Annotated in this window: 13 protein-coding genes; 9 read left to right on the top strand and 4 right to left on the bottom strand. The window is 55.3% G+C overall.

Features of this window, described 5'->3' with window-relative positions; translation table 11 throughout:
- Nucleotides 1-35: 35 nt before the first annotated feature.
- Both panC and SH573x_RS26265 read left to right on the top strand, forming a co-directional pair.
- Complete coding sequence (gene panC / locus SH573x_RS26260) at nucleotides 36-938, top strand: pantoate--beta-alanine ligase (RefSeq protein WP_479351021.1); 903 nt, start codon at nucleotides 36-38, stop codon at nucleotides 936-938.
- On the top strand, nucleotides 907-2169 hold the full coding sequence (locus tag SH573x_RS26265; protein WP_479351022.1) for a prolipoprotein diacylglyceryl transferase: 1263 nt from the start codon (nucleotides 907-909) through the stop codon (nucleotides 2167-2169). Before panC ends, SH573x_RS26265 begins: the two co-directional genes overlap by 32 nt.
- Nucleotides 2170-2617: 448 nt before the next feature.
- Here the strand turns inward: SH573x_RS26265 and SH573x_RS26270 are convergent, their stop codons facing one another.
- Nucleotides 2618-4147 (bottom strand): transposase, encoded by a 1530-nt coding sequence (locus tag SH573x_RS26270; protein ID WP_479351023.1) that lies wholly within the window; start codon nucleotides 4145-4147, stop codon nucleotides 2618-2620.
- Between the two features lie 679 nt (nucleotides 4148-4826).
- On the opposite strand from SH573x_RS26270, the gene SH573x_RS26275 reads away from it, so the two are divergent.
- From SH573x_RS26275 to SH573x_RS26285, 3 genes are all read left to right on the top strand, one after another.
- Nucleotides 4827-6056: an IS4 family transposase gene (locus tag SH573x_RS26275; RefSeq protein ID WP_479351024.1), complete on the top strand. Its 1230-nt coding sequence runs from the start codon at nucleotides 4827-4829 to the stop codon at nucleotides 6054-6056.
- 556 nt (nucleotides 6057-6612) lie between these two features.
- Nucleotides 6613-7140: a MaoC family dehydratase gene (locus SH573x_RS26280; RefSeq protein WP_479351025.1), complete on the top strand. Its 528-nt coding sequence runs from the start codon at nucleotides 6613-6615 to the stop codon at nucleotides 7138-7140.
- Between the two features lie 32 nt (nucleotides 7141-7172).
- A complete protein-coding gene (locus SH573x_RS26285) occupies nucleotides 7173-7817 on the top strand; it encodes an RluA family pseudouridine synthase (RefSeq protein WP_479351026.1) in 645 nt (214 codons plus the stop codon).
- 63 nt (nucleotides 7818-7880) lie between these two features.
- Here SH573x_RS26285 and SH573x_RS26290 read toward each other — a convergent pair whose 3' ends face one another.
- A complete protein-coding gene (locus SH573x_RS26290) occupies nucleotides 7881-11186 on the bottom strand; it encodes an AAA family ATPase (RefSeq protein ID WP_479351027.1) in 3306 nt (1101 codons plus the stop codon).
- A 120-nt stretch (nucleotides 11187-11306) separates the two neighbouring features.
- Between SH573x_RS26290 and SH573x_RS26295 the strand changes: the two genes are divergently transcribed.
- Nucleotides 11307-12350, top strand: a complete 1044-nt coding sequence (locus SH573x_RS26295; protein ID WP_479351028.1) for an FAD:protein FMN transferase — start codon at nucleotides 11307-11309, stop codon at nucleotides 12348-12350.
- A 213-nt stretch (nucleotides 12351-12563) separates the two neighbouring features.
- Nucleotides 12564-13052, top strand: a complete 489-nt coding sequence (locus tag SH573x_RS26300) for a hypothetical protein (RefSeq protein WP_479351029.1) — start codon at nucleotides 12564-12566, stop codon at nucleotides 13050-13052.
- Nucleotides 13053-13352: 300 nt separating this feature from the next.
- Here SH573x_RS26300 and SH573x_RS26305 read toward each other — a convergent pair whose 3' ends face one another.
- Together SH573x_RS26305 and SH573x_RS26310 are read right to left on the bottom strand one after the other, a co-directional pair.
- Complete coding sequence (locus SH573x_RS26305) at nucleotides 13353-14558, bottom strand: HD-GYP domain-containing protein (protein ID WP_479351030.1); 1206 nt, start codon at nucleotides 14556-14558, stop codon at nucleotides 13353-13355.
- 517 nt (nucleotides 14559-15075) lie between these two features.
- A complete protein-coding gene (locus SH573x_RS26310; RefSeq protein ID WP_479351031.1) occupies nucleotides 15076-16848 on the bottom strand; it encodes a PAS domain-containing sensor histidine kinase in 1773 nt (590 codons plus the stop codon).
- Between the two features lie 179 nt (nucleotides 16849-17027).
- Here SH573x_RS26310 and SH573x_RS26315 point away from each other — a divergent pair, with 179 nt between their 5' ends.
- Both SH573x_RS26315 and SH573x_RS26320 read left to right on the top strand, forming a co-directional pair.
- Nucleotides 17028-17657, top strand: coding sequence for a response regulator transcription factor (locus SH573x_RS26315; RefSeq protein ID WP_479351032.1), 630 nt, complete (start codon nucleotides 17028-17030; stop codon nucleotides 17655-17657).
- Nucleotides 17658-17736: 79 nt separating this feature from the next.
- Complete coding sequence (locus tag SH573x_RS26320; RefSeq protein WP_479351033.1) at nucleotides 17737-18537, top strand: SDR family NAD(P)-dependent oxidoreductase; 801 nt, start codon at nucleotides 17737-17739, stop codon at nucleotides 18535-18537.
- Nucleotides 18538-18760: the final 223 nt, after the last annotated feature.

An 18760-nucleotide genomic window follows, 5' to 3' on the forward strand; every position in this document is an offset into this window, starting at 1 on the left:
GACGGGTAGCCGAAGTCCCAAGGTTTAAACATTACATGGAAGTCATCAGTAACCCACAAGCCGCTTATGCGCAGGTAGCGAATTGGCGTAGAGCAGGCAAACGAGTGGGCTTAGTGCCGACGATGGGCGCGCTGCATACTGGGCACGTTAGCTTGGTTGAGCGTGCCAGGCAGGAATGCGACTTCGTCATCACGACCATCTTTGTCAATCCAACGCAGTTTGGTCCCAACGAGGACTTTACGCGATATCCGCGGACGTTGCCCGCGGATTTATCGTTGCTGAAGACAGCGCGTGCCGACATGGTCTTTACACCTGCAGCCGATACGATGTATCCGCTTGGCAGTTCAACCTTTGTGTTGCCGCCGAGGGTGAGCCTGCCTTTGGAAGGCCAGTTTCGTCCGGGGCATTTTCAAGGCGTGGCGACGATTGTCTTGAAGCTCTTCAATCTCTTGCCGGCCACCATCGCGTACTTTGGTCAGAAAGACTATCAGCAATGCGCGGTTATTCGGCACATGGTCGACGAGTTGAACGTGCCGATTCGTGTAGAAGTTTGTCCGACAGTGCGCGAGAGCGATGGTCTAGCGATGAGCAGTCGGAATCGTTACCTTTCACCGGCGGGTCGAGAGCGAGCCCTTTGTTTGTGGAGAGCTTTGCAGGCAGCGCAGAGCGCGGTGGCGATGCATTCGGGCGACCTGAATGAGCGAGCGCTGGAGGCTATCGAAGTGTGCATGCAGGATATCTTGCGGCGCGAGGGTGCGGAGCGCATTGACTATGCAAGGATCGTGGATCGTGAGACACTGGAGACACCTCAAGGGTCAGACGGTATGAGCAATGGGCTCGTTGCACTGATTGCCGTGCATGTTGAGACGACCCGCTTGATCGATAATCTGTTGTTGGAGCTACCGGGTGCGCAGCACGCTGTTCTTCATACCTCATGAAATCGCCGGCATTCCACTGCTAGGCTTTGGCTGGTTGCTGCTGGTGCTGGTGATAGGTTGTATTGGCTGGGCGATTTGGCAAGCCAAGCATGGACAGTTGTTCGCGGAACTGCCTGCCGGTTTGCCGGTGTGGTTAGTGGCTGCGGCGATCATTGTGTTTGTGTTGCCGATGGTCGAAACTCGCTGGCCCGATGGCGAGCCGATAGGCCTACCTGTGCGGGGTTATGGCGTGCTGGTCTTGGTTGGGCTCTTTTCAGGTATTGGCTTGACAATTTGGCGCGGGCAACAAGTAGGTGTGTCTGGCGATCTAATCATTTCGCTAGGCTTCTGGATGATGGTCGGCGGAGTGATTGGTGCGCGGACGTTCTTTGTTATTCAATACTGGGACGAGTTTGAACGCGTTCCCGCTGGTCAGCGAATGATGGCCATCTTGAAGTTAACCGAAGGTGGATTGGTGATTTATGGTGGCATGATTGGCGGGGTGATCGCTGGCTTGATCTATTGCATGCGTTATCGCTTGCCCGTACTGTCTTTTGCCGATTTGATCACACCAGGTTTTTTGATTGGCCAGGCGTTTGGACGAGTGGGTTGTTTGCTGAACGGATGTTGTTTCGGAGGTATATGCACAGCCGATTTACCAACCATTCAGTTCCCTCAGGGCAGTCCACCTTATGTCGCGCAACTGGAAAGCGGTCGGTTGTTGGGTGTTACCGCGCATCAACAACCCGGCGGTGGAGGAAGAATCGATGCGGTGGCGCCTGGTTCGCTGGCGGCGGACCAATTCGAGGCTCAACCGGGAATGCCGCTGAGCATCCAACCGAGGTCGATTCCGCCCAGGCCCGGGGTCGACGACCCGGCCCGCACTTGGGCCATGGGCGCAGAGGTTCAAGTTGGTAGTCGCGAGAAAGTATTGATGCCGGAGCAATTGCCGGCCTGGAGCCTGCCGGTGCATCCATCTCAGCTTTATTCGGCGGTCGATTCGCTGTTGCTTTGTTTGCTGGTGCTGTTCTTGCAGCCGTGGGTAGCGCGCGATGGCCAAGCGTTCTTCTCTGCAGTCCTACTGCATGGCATCGCGAGATTTACGTTGGAGTTGATCCGCAGCGATGAGAGTGGCAAGTTTGGGACTTCGTTAACTATTTCTCAGTGGATCTCGATCGGCGGAGTCATGCTGGCCGTGGTAAGTATCATCGCCACCAGCCGCCTCTCCGCCCGCACCTGGAAATGGCGCTGAGACTTTCGCAGCGCCGTGTCACCTCGCCCAGTTTTCTAATGCCCCATGTCTGTCCCCGCTTATACCCGGGGTCTATACCCGGGGTCTGTCCCCCGATGTTTCCTCAGGCACCTTGGTATACCCGGGGTCATACCCGGGGTCTGTCCCCGTTCATATTCGCAGGCGTTTTGAGGCTCAAGCGGTGGTGGGCGCGCGGTGGTGAGAGCGGTTTGGTTCGGATGCGCGCAGGTGGAGCGCGGGGGAAACGCTGTTTGAGAGTGGCGCGCGGGTGTGGGAGGCGATTTTTGAGGGCGTTGGCGGGTGTTGTGTGGCCGCTGGGGAGAGACCGGGATAGACCGGTAGCGAGACGCACCCGGTAGGTGAGTTTTTAGAAGGGCCGAAATTGCCTAGTTTGAAACTGTCCGGCTAAGCCAGCGGGCTTGTCGTGTGCGCATTGTGCTCGTCGGCTCTAGGCCGACGAACTAGACATGTCTGCCGCTTGCTCTGGCACAGTTGGTTCGGTCGGTTGCTGGGAGAGCGGTTGGATGGTCAACATCTCACGCGTGGCTTTGGGCATGTAGAAACGCTCATTGCGCGACGTGCTATGCGCATCGACGCTGTCGGGCATGCCAGCCACTGTGCTGAAGAGCTCATTGAAGCTGGTGACCAGCTTCATCCACACCTCCGGGGGAATCCCCAAACGCTCGAGGATCGGCGGAGTGTCGCTGGGCATCACGCCGCGTTTGCCAGGGCGAATCTGCCGCGCACACCATTCGAGCAACTCGATGTACTTGCCAATGGTCATCGTCAAATAGCCACGATCACTACAGCGCTGACAACTGCGACTGAGCCGTGGTCCGATCGGATCCAGTGCTTCGTTGATCTCCAGCGGCGCCAGGTAGCCGCCCGGCCGCCAGGGCACAGGCGGCAACTTGCGCAGCTCGGCCATCTCCGGCGACTCCTCTTCACCCTCCTCAGGCTCGTAGGCCATCGCCGATCCAAACCGAAGGATCTGATCGGCCAGTGTCTCAGCCAGCGAACGCCGCCGGTCGGGCGCGGCCGCATTGGTGGAGAGGCTAGACGCCAAGATGTCCTGCGGCGGCGAGGCCTCCCTGCGATTGCTGGCAGCCACCTCCAGCGGCTGCACCTTGGTATCGCTAACCACTTGATCGCTGCCTAAGTGATCGCTGCCCAGTTGATCGTCCAGCAGGCTGTCGCTGGCCAGCGGCTGCGCTGCGCTTGAGCCGGATACTGGCTCCGTACCAGGATCGGAGATGGCTTCAGGTATGGCCTTGTTCTCGTCAGCAGGCATGACCATCAACAGATCTTGCAGTCTCCGCTGGATCGAGGTGTACTGGCTGTCTTCGAAGGTGTAGGCCATGACGGCGCGGATGGGATTGAGATTGATGTAAATCGAGCAAGCCAACACGGCTTCTTCATCCAGCAGGCGTACGCCGTGGAAGCGACCGTTCCAGAAGCTGCCAGTGGGCTTATTGGCTGCTTTGGCTTGGGCGTTGGCCCGCTGAGCCACGTGTTGGCAGATCTTGCGTATAAACCACGAGATGTCGCTGAGGCGCTTGCGCAGCTCGGCGATAAACTCCGGCTGCCCGGTCAGGGCTCGAATCTGAGCTTTGGTAGGTCCGGTGGGCAGGGGAGCTCTGTCTTTATTCTTGCCTTTGCGTTTGCCAGAGCTGGGCGGGCAGAGGGTCAGCCAGCGGCGAGCTACCTCGGCATCGCTCCAGCACAGGACCACATCGGGCCGGGCTCTGCCCAGAACATGAAAGTGATTTTCCATAATAGCTTGATCCAGCACGTCGAAGGCGAAGTGCCCGGCACAGAACTGCATGTAGGTTTGAAACCACTCGCGTCGTTCGGAATGATCTTCGCCGGTGGTCTCGTCCAGCCCCATCAGGTACTGGCCGCGGACACAGCGATTGGAGATATGCACGGTGGCGACTTCGTCTGGGGTGAACAAACTTCTCCGAGGTTTTCGAGCCATGATCTTGCACTCCTTTTTCTTGTGCTAGCAAACAGCAGTAGCCATCGGTAGCCCGGTAGCCGGTAACAACGAAACGTCACCCTATATAGATAGTGATGCGTCAAGGGCGCGCCGCCCCGCTGGCTGAGTGCATACCCTGTAAGCACCAGGGTTTTTCAAGATTGGGTCGCCCGAAAATATTCTGCAATATTTTTCAAGGCTCAAAAATCGCGTCTTCAATCTGCGCTAGTTTGTGAGCTAGCAAAGGATAGAGCATGGTGTATGTCCCCAGTGGCGGCTTGCTTGCAAGCCGAGCATGAGTGGGGACAGAGCACCGCCGCGCTCACAGGGGACTCCATGATCCGGTGTCTGTCCCCAGGCGCGCACCACTGGGGACAGACACCGGGGTGATTTGCTGGCATGGCATGAGGGTGTCATGTGCGCGTGCTCTGTCCCCGGGCGCGACGGGGACAGAGCACAGGTGGACCCGCGCGGTGTATGTCCCCGGGCTCGCGGATGGTGGTTCGCGAAAGGGGACGGAGCACGGGGTGAATTGGTGGCATAGAACGAGAGCTCTGTGCACGTGCTCTGTCCCAATACCGTTCGGTACTCTTCTTGCTGAGGGGCGTCGGGGCGTAAAATGCTGACATTGTTGGGTGAGATTGGGGTTATTCTTGCTAGCATTTGACGGAGGTGGAGGATGTCTGCGTCAGATTCTGAGGGTAATGGCAAGCATATTAGGTCTAAAGACATCAAAGGATTGAGGTACTTAAAGGCGCTTCGTCCATTTCTAGAACGCTTGCATAAGGTGGGAACGAAGCGTGATCAGGGCCGCCAGCGCAAATTGTTCATGGACCAGTACTGCATGCTGATCCTGCTGTGGCTCTTCTCCCCTACGGTCGACTCTCTGCGGGGCCTTCAGCAAGTGACCGAACTCAAGAAGATCCAAAAGAAGTTCGGCATCTCTCGAGCCTCTATGGGCTCGCTGTCGGAGTCGGTCAGGGTGTTTGACCCCGAGGCGGTCAAGGAGATCATGTATGAGCTAGCGAAGCTCCTGCCCGAGCCCAAAGTGCCTGAGAGGCTTTCTCAGTTAAGCAAGACGCTAATGGCCGTCGATGGCACTGTCGTCAAGATCTTAATGCAAGTGGCCGAACTGGCTTGGATCAATGAGTCTTGCTGTGGTTACAGGTTGCATACCCACTTCGAAGTTCTGCGGGGTCTGCCCAAGCGTATAGATGTAACCGGGGCAAATCCCAAGGGCCGAGACTCAGAAACAGCAGTTCTCGAACGAACTATTGCGCCTGACCACTGCTATATGATGGATCGAGGGTATGCCAAGTACCAACTTTGGAACAGGATTCATGCTCAGGACAGTAACTATGTTTGTCGCGTTAGCGACAAGATCCAGTTTGAAGTGCTTGAGGATCGCCCGCTAACGGAACAGGACCGGCAAGCCGGCGTGTTGAGTGATCAACTCGTTCAAGTGGGGGCCAGTGAGAACAATCGTCCCGACCATCCGGTTCGCATGATTTGCGTGCGATGTTCGCCTCACACCAGTCGCGGTCGAACTCGGGGGAGAAACTTCTCCAGCACTGGTCCCAGCAGCGATGGCGTCCTACGAATCGTCACCGACATGCTTGATCTGCCGGCTGAGTTGATCGCTTATTTATATATGCTCAGGTGGAGTATTGAGCTATTTTTTAGAATGCTCAAGCAGTTGTTGGGCTGTCGTCACTTGCTGAGCCACAAGCAAGAGGGCGTTGAGATCCAGGTCTACTGTGCGTTGATAGCCTGCATGTTGATCCTGATTTACACCGGACGCACTCCGACCAAACGCACTTTCGAGATGCTTTGCCACTACATCAATGGCTGGGCCAGTCTGGAGGAAGTGGAGCGGCATCTCGAACGCCTGAAGGAGCGACCTCCCTAAGTCCCAAGCCCAAGCCAACTAGTCTCTAATGCTAGCACTCAACTGGGCTACCGGTGCGCGCCGATCCAGAAAACGCAACAACTGCACACTCTATCTGTGAACGCTAGCAATTCGATTCACCCTGAAAAAACGCTAGCATTTCCACACTCGACAGCAAGGCAATTCGAGGGCCGAACGGTATTGGCTCTGTCCCCTAACGGCTTGGCATAGGAATGATCGATGCCTGCCTGCCGAGCGGATTTGGGGACAGAGCACCACTGCACGCCAATGGCCCTTTTACAAAAAGGCAATTCCGGTCCGCCCTTTGCAATTTAGGACAGATTGGCAAGATGGCGACTATGCATCGAGTTGGCGAATCTGTACGTTAATAAGGGCGGGTTGGCGAAAGTTTTGAAGGATGTTGTCGGCAGCCCGTAGTTCTGACTTGAGTGATTTTTAAAAGAGGTATAAGCTCCACATGACTTTGGCGAACCAACCTTTCGATGATTCGCCGATGGAGAGAATGCAATCTCCCAAACGACCAATCGAAAGGCCTCGCAAAAGGAAAAAAGCGAGAATGGTGGAGTGTTTGTATCTAGAAGACTTGGAAATTGGTGCCCTGTGGACCAGTCCCTCGCGCACCGTTACCGAGACCGACGTGGTGTTCTTTGCTGGTATGACCGGCGACTTTGATCCGTTGCATACCGATCATGAGTTCGCCGCCAAGAGCCATTATGGCAAACCGATTGCACACGGATTGCTAGGCCTCTCTCTCATGGCAGGCCTCAGCAGTACCACGCCACGCATGCGAAACTTGGCATTAACCAAAGTCGATACCTGGGAATTTCATCGACCCATCTACGTGGGCGATACAATTTTCGTCGTCAGTACCATCGAACGTATCACACCGCGCGGTCGGCGCAGCGGCGAGGTCCTGTGGCATCGCAAGCTGATGAACTCACGCAACGAATGCGTCCAGTCAGGCAACATCATTACCATAGTAGCTCGACAAACCGCTGCTCCGCGCACTGAGATAATTGCGACCCGCCTGACCGTCGAAACGGTTGATGCGGTGGAAAAGGCTGCACCGCCACAGTCCATGTAGTTGGGGCCAAGTTGCAAGCGTCGCTGCCAGTTATGTATGAAGACAATCACCTGTTGGTTGTCAATAAACCTGCGGGACTGGCGACCATGGGCACTGCCGCTGGGCACCCCTCTGTCGTGACACTTGCCGCTGCCTATCTGAAACGCAAGTACCACAAACCCGGCAACGTCTTCGTGGGCGTTGTCAGTCGTCTAGATAGTCTCGTATCAGGCGTGCTTGTGCTGGCGCGCACCAGCAAGGCAGCCAGTCGTCTCTCGGAGCAATTTCGCGAGCACACCACCGCCAAGCAATATCTGGCCTGGGTCGAAGGTCGTTTCCCAAGCGCCACTCCAATGGAACTAACCGACTGGATGGCGAAAGATGAGTCGAGTCACCGTATGATGGTCGTGGCCTCAACTCATCCCAGTGCCCTGAGTGCCTCGTTGAAACTGCAACCACTCGAAGCCCGTGGAAATCAAACATTGGTCTCCATCCAGTTGCTAACGGGTCGCAAACATCAGATCCGCTTGCAGTTGGCCTCGAGGGGACATGCGATTCTAGGTGACCGCAAGTACGAGGCCACCAGCCGTTTCCCACGCGGCATCGCCTTGCATAGCCAACGCCTCAGCATTCAACATCCCACACGCGCAGAAGAGCTAATCTTTGAAGCTCCATTGCCCAACTATTGGCCCACGTAAACGCAGATAGACGTTACGCCACAGATGCATGCCAAGCCAACGTGCACCCGTCTCGCTTGGCCATCAGCGCTTCTTGAGCGTACCGATCCACCAGTTGGCCCATTGTTCGGAGTTGGGAGAATCTTCCGCCCAGTCCTTACTCAACCTCAAACGTGTTCCAGATGCAAAGTCGATGACTTCCGATGAGATGGCCCCACGAATAACTTGGTGATCGTAGGGCTGTGACAGTGGCGTTGGAGTAAAGCCGTCATCGGTCAGCACATGCTGGCCTCGAACCCACTGACCAATCTCCGATACGACCATCTCTTCCGGCACCGGCAGAGCTCGCAAGGCACATAAATCACGCCCCTGCAGCCTGGCTTCAACGACATAAACACCTGCCACAGAGCGCAGCAGGCCGGCAATCGCTACGCCCGATACCAGTCGATAATTCTCCAAGCCTTCAATCGGCGCCACCTCGTACTGCCACTGGCTCTCCAAGCAGTCAAGCAAACAATCGAGAAAGAAGATCTCGGGTTCCAAAAGATAGTTGAACATACTTGGACGCAACAATCCTTGACTGGCTTGGCTCTCCGGACGCGATAACGTTTCCATGCCGATCACCCAGCGCTTCGGTTCACCTACGCTCTCCAACATGGCCTGCGCCAATAGCAACTCTTGCTGAATGTGCATGGCCAACACCTCGGCGGGTTCGTTCATGTGCGAAGGATCAAAGTCTTCGTGGCGCAGCGTGTCACGCAAGTCTTCTTCAGCCATCCAGTCGCGCATCATGCGCCGCGAACTTGTTCCGTAAATCGTCGTTCGTCGAATTGCAGAGGGCCTACCCTGCATCGGATTGAGCTTGGGCTGTGCCTGAAGGGACAGACGATGGCGCGCGGCGCGCAGCAATTGATTGCAGCGGAATACGCGCTCATGCAGCGTGTAGTATTCCAACTTGTTGGCGCTCACTTCATCATCAGAACCACCCGATTTCAGCCGGCCCTGGGCAGCAGCCAACTGCTCTTCGAACTGCAGCAGCATCGGCTTGGCCAGTTCGCTCACCGTCTCCAACGATGGCACGGGCGTCGTTTCAGGCGGAGTCAATTCGTGCAAATTCAACGATTGACAGGACAGACGCTCGGCATGCCGCGAAACTCGAATGAGCACAGGGGTTTGCACCGTCAGTTCCGCCAATTGATCTCCCAGTGGCTGAACTACTTCTTGTTCCAGCGCTCGGCGCACGGCGCGAGCTCCCAGGTTCTTGTCAAAACCGACCTTGACGACATGCTCGAGAGCCGACGGTTCAATGCGCACAAATACATGGCGCCGCTTCAACCCTTCGCGGGCCAAGAGCAACCGCAATTGAATAAGCACGATCTTCTTGATATCGGCTTCAGTTAACTGACCGAACGCGATTACTTCGTCGATGCGGTTGAAGAATTCTGGACGAAAGAAACGCTCGGCGGCGCGACGATAACTCAGCTCCGACTGACTCTGACTTTCAAAACCCAACTGCGTGCCTTGATGGGTTGAACCGAGATTGCTCGTCAGCACGATAATGGAGTTTCGAAAATCTACGATGCGGCCGCGAGCGTCAGTCAAACGACCTTCGCCCAGAACCTGTAATAGGTAATCGAAAACATCTGGATGGGCCTTCTCGATTTCGTCCAGTAAGACGACCGAGTGCGGTTGACGCCGAATGGCGGAAGTCAAACGACCATCGGGCGCGTCGAACGAACCGACTAGTTGTTCCGCGGCCAACGGCGTAGTGATCTCGTTCATGTCGATGCGAATCATCCGCGAGGCATCATCAAACAGCAATTCCGTCAGGGCTTTCGCGGATTCCGTTTTGCCCACGCCAGTTGGACCAAGAAACAGCAAAACGCCGACAGGGCGGTCGCTGGGTTGCAATCGCTGCGTAAAGCGAATGACTACACGAGTCATAGCTTCGATGGCAGCTGGCTGGCCAATCACCTTGCGACTCAGCACATCGCTAATCGTGGTTTGACTACCCAAGTGCCCGAACAACAATCGCAAGTTGGTACCAGTTCGCTGGTGCAAGTGAAAGAGCAAATCGTTTAGCGTAACGGCCGCGTCCGGATCCCCGAGCGCCTTGATCAGTTCGATCGCTTTGCCAGGAAAGGCTCGATTTGGTGCCAGCACTTCTTGTTGCTGAATGACTGCAGGCACCACACTGGGATGAAAATAAATACGTTTGCGAGTCTCTACGCGATAAGCTGACTCCAGCAAGATTGGCAGAGTATCGCCAGGCGAGAGCGACGGTACGTAGATCAAGTGAAAGCGATCGGCCAAGGAGCGATCGCGACGACGCAGTATGGCTAGTTCTTCGGGCGTGGTTTCACCAACGATCCGCACGCGATGCTCGGACAGGTAACTCTTGAGCACATCGGCCGCGTTAAGGCGACTATCGCGCGTCAGGCCGGCCGTGTACAAACCGACCAGGTCATCGAAATAGAGAATGTGATCGCGCTTGGTGGCTTCACGCAAGATGGCCAACCAACGTTGCTCCCACTGGCCTAAGTACATCATGCCGCTGATCAAACGTTGCGGCGAAATCCACCAGGTTTGCGGTTTGTGTCCGCGGCGCTTTTGAAACCGCAGCGTGCGACGCTTTACGGCTTCTTGAACAATGGCCGTCTTGCCGACCGCCGGCGGTCCGATGATCAACACACCATGGCGATCGGGGCGACGCAGTACATGATCGACTTCGTCCACCAAAGCTGTTCTGCCCAGGGCCGTTTCAAACTCGCTCGCCATGTAGTCCAGACATTGTCCGACTTTGTTCAATTCGTCGCTGCCACTGACTGGTCCCTGGCCGAACATGGCCGCGAAGATATTCTTCATCTTCTTCTTGGCCCGCACATTGCTTTCAACTTCGACTTCGAGACTTTCCAGCCAAGCGTCCCCTTCGATCGACAAGCCAGCCAGTGACTCAACATCGTTTTCTTTAACGCGCTGTGTGCACCACTGGGTCAGCACTTCTTGTGCACGATCTTCCAGTTGACGATGGGACTGATGTTCGAAGACCAGTCCCGGAGCAGTTGTAGCCATAGCTACAATTCGTCCTGCCATCGGCACGGTTACCACCAGGACTTTACAGCGAATAGTTCGGTCGCGCAGAGTCAGTACCAGGCGGAGCACCGTACCTTTCATGCCCGGTTCGTACAGCCACGGAGCACTCCGCGTTGGCTTGCCCTCCTCGATCCAGGCGTTGATCGACTTGCGAGCCGTATTGGCTAGCTTGCCCAGAGCGGCACTCAATACGGCATCCCGCGCCGAGCAACTGGCGCCGCGCAGCGTTGCACACTTGTATATCGTGCGACCCTCGACCCGCTCGGTCGTGACCACCACTGCCAGAGTCAACCGCATTTCAATCGCTTGTCTAAAGTATTTGCCCGCGAAGCACTTATCTGCCCATAATATATGGAAGTACTTATCCTACCACGGGACGAAGTTTGAAATTGGAAGTTCGCAGCTTTGAAGTTTGCCATGCCCATCCGTACACCGCTGTTGTCCGTCATTTTATCGCTGCTGGCACTGGTGGGCTCTGTCGCGTCCCAGGTCCAGCCGGATAAATCCGAGGCCTATGAACTAGTCTTTCCCGCCATGGGAACGCAAATGGCACTGCAGTGCTATAGCCAGGATGAGTCGCGGATTAACACTGGCTTCGCCGCAGCGCAGCAGGAAGTCGAACGCCTGGTCGAGATCCTCAGCGACTACAGCACCGAGAGCGAAACTGTGCTCCTGAGCGCGGATGACAAGATTGGCCGTTGGCAAAAGGTCTCGCCGGAGTTGTTTGAAGTCTTGGACGTGTGCGACCAGTGGCATAAGTTGTCCGATGGTGCATTTGATGCCAGCGTTGGTCGGCTATCGATTCTGTGGCGCAAGGCGCGCAAGGCCAAGACCATTCCGACTGCCGAACAAATTGAAGCGGCTCGAGAGCTGTGCGGCTGGTCTCATGTTCACTTGGATCGCCAGCAGCGACTGGTGCGCATCGATTTGCAAGGACTGCGATTGGATTTCGGCGCCATGGGCAAAGGCTACATCATCGATCGGGCTTACGAGAAGTTGGCCGCCAATGGTTTGCCATGTTCGCTGGTACGGGCCGGCGGCGATTTGAGACTGGGCCACGCGCCTCCAGGCAAATCGGGTTGGCCGGTTGAAATCGCGCGACTGAGCGAAAATGAGAAATCGACTCAACTGTATCTGGCCGACTGCGCCATCTCGAGCTCCGGTGATCTTTACCAATTCATGGAAGTCGACGGCGTGCGTCGCAGTCATGTGCTCGACCCTCGCACTGGAATCGGCGTGCCCGGCCCGCGGCTGGTTACCGTCATCGCCCGTACATCAACTCAAGCTGATGCGGCTGACACAGCCATGTGCGTGATGAGCGACGAGGCAGCCCTGAAGGTGGCGGAGCAAATCGAGGCCCTGGAGGTCAGACTGGTGACAGTTCTCTCACCACCCAACCCAATGACTCCTTTGCAAATCAACACCACCCCGAAGTTCAGCAACTCTGCCCGACGGCCATAGCGGCCATAGTCAAGGTTCTCTAAACCGGCCATTGCATAGAGGGTAACTTTACCCCACTTGCTTGTTCAATCGCTACAGCCTGCCGACTGAGATATCAATCTGCGACTTTTCGCTCATGAGCCACCACATTTGGTGGCAGGTCAAGCCTCAGCGGCCTACAGTTGCCATGCCCCACACTAGATTCGCTCTAGTCAAGAATAGGATTACGTAACTATGAACACTGGTGACCATTCTCGAAGCGCGTATCGCTGTACAGTTGTCCCCGAATGCTCCGATGGCCGGCTAAAGGCGGGCTGGCACACGTTCCCTGTGCGTGTAATCGATACCTCGCGTGATGCTTTCACGCTCGAAGTAAAACCTCAAGCCTTTCGCAAGCTGAAAGAAGGCTCGCGAGCGACACTGGATTTCAACGACGAGATCTGGGAAGTCCAATGCATGGCGGTGTTTCAGTTGGCCAATGGCCAATTCAGTGTCAGCATGGCACGCATTCGCGACCTGACTCGAATTCGTGGACCACGTCCAACGTTCGGCTCGGTCTTGCCCGTACCCAACCCGACGGCCGACCCGGTCTTGCCGCTGGCCATGTTGATTGCGTTTTTGTTTGCGTGCGTTGCCCTGCCTGGCATGGGAGATCGATTGGGAACCGCGCCCAAGATCCGCAGTGTCATCCAAAACGCTTGGCGCGCAACCTTGGGACGCTAAGCCAAGTCGCCACGTCACCGATGACCAAGTCAACCGATGACCACGTCAACCGATGACCACGTCACCGATGACCAAGTCACCGATGACCAAGTCGCCGATCCCTTCTTGCGTCAGTGACCATCCTCGGCAAATTTCTCGTTGCCGCCTCTCGCTTGAACAGCCTGGACGTGAACGATTAGCGGGTTTCCATCTTAAAACGCAGAGAGTCGCAGAGAAGACCGAATCGCCAGTGCGGTCTTTGCGAACTCTAGGTTCGTTCCGCAGGCCCTGTGAGTCAGGTCATTATTTTTTCACGGTTCCTTAGTACATAGGCTTCCACAAGACGGCTTGCATTTGAGCTTTGGGCAGACGGCGGCGATGTGGGAATTCCGGTTCCGTGATGGGACGCGCGACGTAGAGGTCGCTATGTCGCAAGTCGATGATCGTTTCCGATTCGTCATCGATGCGAATGATCGGCCGCAACGGATCCGAGTTGGAACTGCGCAAAACTGTAGCCGAACGATGGTCGTCCAATTCAACTTTCGAACCAACCGAGTAAATCGACAGAGCCGACAGAAAGGCTTTCATACAATCGCGATCGAACGAGCCGTTGTTAGTGTGATTGACCATGTAAGCGATGGCGTCACTGGGAACGTACGCGCTCTGCGAATGCTCCGGTTCGATCAGAGTCAAATAAGCATCGACGATGTTCAAGATGCGACTGAGCACATTCAAGTGATGGCCCGGTAAACCCCTGGGAAAGCCCCGACCATCCACCTGTTCGTGGACTTGCGTAATCACTACGCGCACCAGCTCAGAAACTCCACTACAACGGCTGAATAGTTCAGCGCTATGCAGGGCGTGCCTGAAGAGTACTTCACGGCGTTCTTCAGGGGTGTTGTAATCGTTTTGCAACATGGCCAGCGGTTCTTCGAAAAGCGCCATATCATGGAGCATGCCGGCCAGAGCGATATCCTGGCATTCATCGCGTGAAAGTCCCATCACATAAGCTGTGACGGTTCCTAACATGGACATCTGTACATTGCGAGTGGCTAGCGAGCTGTTGCTACGTTTACCTGGAGGGATTTTTTGGGCAGCCGCGTTGCTCAGTACGGCTCCTTGGTCAACCGTGGTAGCGTCAAGGTATTTTGTAAAGACGGCTTCCAGAGTGCTCATCTCTGGAATTTCTTTCACAGCCAACTGGAAGATGATCTCGTCGATTACTTGCTTGGCGCGCGTAAAGTTCTGACTCAGTTCCTTCATCAATTGAGGATCGTAAGGCCGGATTAATCTCGCGGCCAGCGCTTCGGGTGAACTATCGTCCGGATGATCGTTAATAGATGAACTCTCTTCACACCGCAAAAGTACTCGAGCAAAGCCACGCTTGGTCCAGCCATCCACTAAGGTTTGACTGAGTACCAGTCCTTTACGTAAGAGGACGATACCCGAAGTATCTAAGATGTCGCAATTTAACGGTTGTCCAATCTGCAAATCGCGGATGGCAACGTCTTTATTGGCCACTGGCATAGTAACCGCTAATCTGAAGAACGCCCAAAGGTTGCGGGAACACGTAGAGCGTCAGCTCGTGACGGTCTCCAGGGTGCTGAGCTGGACAGCTTGTACCCCACCAGCTCGACACTCTTACTTGTTCAATGATCGGTCAACCATAGCGTAGGATTGGTGGCGAAATCCTGCCAATTGTAATAGATTTGAGCCGTCGGGTGCACCCAAAGTGAGGCGGGGACGCCGTATTGATATCATGCCACAAGGTAGCATGGATAATATGGAAAAAATGCGGCGACACACGCATCGTCTCAGCAGCCCGCGATCCCCTCGTGCGAACTGCCAAAACTAACGACGCTTGCATTTCATTATCGGTATTCGAGCCCGAAATGATTTGAAAGCGTTTTGCCCCTAGCGTATGCCGCCGCCCCTGTATTGTGACCAAAGACTAGTTTGGCATTAGAAGGTTAATCTGCTTCTATCTATCGTTGATTGCCAACCTGAAACCCTTGGCGAAGGTTCGCCAAAGGAAGCGGTTGGACTACACCAAAGACAAATGCTCGGTCTTCAGAGCTGGCCGACTTGCATTGAGGGTTGGCAGTAAAGCGTGGAATGTCGTGCCGCCTAATTGGTTGCATTCGAAGACTACGTAGCCGCCATACTCGGTCACCACGCCGTGTACCACGGACAATCCCAGACCGGTCGCTTGTCGGTCGGCCTTGGTTGAAAAGAACGGTTCGAAGATCTTGCCACGATCGCCCTGGGCGATACCGGTCCCGGTATCGCTAATGCTTAAGTCCACGTACCTGCCGCTGCGGATGAGTCGACCATAAAAATCCGTTTCCCGTTCGAAGGTGCGCTCTGTCGTGTTGATTTCTAGTAGACCGCCGCGGGGCATGGCATCGCGAGCGTTGATAACCAAGTTGATGATGACTTGTTCCAACTGGCCGGCATCGGCAATCACTGCGGGCAAGTGTTCGACCAAATTGAAATGCAAGCTGATTTGGGGATCGATCAAGCGTTCAATCAGTGGTTGGGATGCTCGCACTACTTGGCTGATGTCGACCAAGCGGGGCTGCATGACTGCGCAGCGACTGAATGCCAGCAGCTGGCCAGTCAGTTGAGCCGCCCGATCCCCGGCGTTGCGAATCTCCTGTAACGATTCTCGCAAGTTAACACCCGGCAAGCCGCGCTGGTGCGAGTCGCTCAGCAGCAGCTCACAGTAACCTTTAATGACTGTCAGCAGGTTGTTGAAGTCGTGTGCAATTCCGCCAGCCAATCGCGCGACGGCTTCCATCTTTTGAGCTTGGCGCAACTCTTGTTCCATCTGTTTGCGATGCGTGATGTCTTGGTCGATGCCATCGAGCCGCATGAGTTTGCCAGAGGCATCCCGCGTAGCCCGGGCGACAGCATGAATCCAGATGATCGATCCATCCTGCTTAACCATGCGAACGTCGCGAGCAAACTCGTCGATCGTACCCATCACGACCGAATGCAAACAATCTTCTATACTTTGCCGATCTGCCGGATGAACCAAAGAAACGATCGAGTGGGTTGACGGTTGAAAAGTGTCGGGCGATAGCCCCAATCGCTCGAAACAAGCTGGCGACCAATAAACATAGTTAGCCTCAGGCTCCCAGTACCAGTTTGCCAGGCCCGCAATTTCCTGGGCATAGGCCAGCCTCTGCTGACTTACACGCAAGCTCTGTTCGCTGGCCTTCAAAGCCTGTTCCGCCTGCTTACGTTCAGTAATGTCGCGGGAGATACCAACCAGGCCGATAACGGTTCCTTGTCTGTTGCGATAAGGAGCTTTCATCGCTAGATACGTGCGAGTCGTACCGGCAGCGCAGAGCTCCTCTTCGGCTGTATCAATCGCGCCGCAATCCATAATCTGACCGTCGCGGCGCAGAAGAAACTCGGCATGTTCGGCGGCAAACAGATCGCGATCGGTGTGTCCGATGATGTCCACTAGCGGCTTTCCGACAAATTGGCCGGTTGCTTCGTTGGCCATGATGTAGATACCGCTGCGATCTTTGACGAACACGGCATCGGTTGTGGTTGAAAAGATGGTATGCAACAGTTCCATCAAGCGATGGTTCTCGGAATCACCTCGACTGGAATAACCAAGCGTTCCAGCCAAGGATTGTTGTTGCAGCTGACTAAAGCGAAGTGCCAGGAAACTGGCGATACCAGTCATTGCCAGCAGGGCGATCATCAACGAGATGATGACAAAATTCGCGGTACTGAGCGTGGTCTGCGCCAACGTCCATACGACGTAGCTCAGCGGCATTGCAATCAAAATGGTTTCAAGCATGATCGGCCCCACTAGCGAAAAGGAAGATGCTCGAAACGTGGAATCAAAATCGCGAATACAGTGGCTGGGCAGCTGAGGGGCCTCGAGTCGCTATCGCCTGCAACCATACTGTTGTCTCGAACATCTACGGCCTAAGATATACAAAAGTCGCCCTCGCTCCAAGCTCGAAGTGATCCAGAATGCATGATCGACCAATAGTTTGGGTTGTTGATGACGAAGAGTCTGTAGCTACATTGGCTGCCAAAGTTCTTACTGGGATGGGTGAGTTCCAATGTCGCGTCTTCTTGTCCCCCCAGGAGTGCCTGACCGCCATGCAACCGGGAATCGCGGCCTGCGTGGTCTCGGATGTGCGCATGCCGCAGATCAATGGCGCTCAGTTACAAAAGCGTCTCTTGGAGATTGATGATACGATCTCGATCCTTTTTTTGACTGGTCACGCCGATGTACCAACTGCCGTACAGTTGATGGAGCAAGGTGCCGTCACATTGCTGCAGAAACCGTACGCTGCGACCGATTTGGTGGCCGCGGTTCAGAAAGCCGTTCGCCGCTGCGAGGCAGTTCGCCAGCAACACGCCGAGCTAGCCGAAATGCGCCAGCGCCTGAGTGCCCTCAGCGATGACGAACGCGAAGTGCTCGAGTGCATGGTGGCGGGCCTCAGCAACAAAGCCATTGCTTACAAATTAGCTGTCAGTCCACGCACGCTCGATCGTCGCCGTTCAAGCATTCTGCAAACGATGGGCGTCGATTCTGTAGTAGAATTAGCGGCGATGCTCGAACGGCTCAGGAGTCGCGGACCACTGTTTCAATAGTCCACGTGCTTAGCGTTTATGCTCTCAGAGATGTAGAATGGCGGTTTTGTACACACTTCGCCTGCGGGGCCAATGACCAATGCGACTTGATGGACGAACTGCACTCGTAACCGGTGGCACCCAAGGAGTGGGAGCCGCGATTGCGCTAGCAATAGCTCGTGCCGGTGGCGATTTAATTCTGCATGGACTTCGCGAAGATCAGCGAGCCCTAGAGACCATTGATGCGTGCCGGCGTGCAGGCGCTCAAGTGCAGGTAGTGTATGGCGATTTGATGCACGACACCGCCACCGTGGTCGACTACCTGTTTGGCGAATGTACGCGCCTTGCGCCGCAGTTGACTTTGCTGGTCAATAATGCGGGCACGTTCATGGACAAACCATTTCTAGAGATGGATGTGGCTACGTTTGAAAAGACTTGGCGGTTGAACGTCGCGGCCGGTTACTTTCTGACACAAGCCTTTGCCCGACGTTGGATCGAGCAGAACCAACCAGGACGCGTGCTCTTCACCGGTTCGATCAATGGTCAACTGGCCGAGATGGATCATTCCGCCTACGACACCAGCAAAGGCGCGGTGTGGATGATGGTGCGCAGTCTGTGTGTGGCCCTGGCTCCACACCGCATTCGCGTCAATTCCCTGGCTCCAGGTTTAGTGGTCACACCGCTGACCTCACCTGTACTCGACCAGAATCCCGATGCGCTGGCCTGGATGCAACTGCATACGCCCAACGGTCAAGTCCCGTCGGCAGAGTGTTGTGGTCCGCCAGCAGTCTTTCTGCTCAGCGACGAAGCAGAACATGTGCACGGACAGACCTTGCTGGTCGATGGCGGAATGAGTGTCTGGCAACAACCCGACCTACCGAGCCACTGGCGCAGAACTTGAATCGCCCCTGCCTTTGGAAGCCCTTCAAGTTTTCAACCGTCTAACTTTACAATTTTCAAACTTTAATTCTGGATCCCGACCGGAAAATCACGATTTATGGCACGTAAATAGCCATAGACGTCCCTTAAAGGCTACCAGTGCGCCTCTAAGATTTTAGTTACATATTCGCAGTTTCCCGCGACGATTGGCTGCATTACAATGGAGCTTCTTGTCAGTAAAAATA

The organism is Rania fehmarnensis (genome assembly GCF_056494185.1).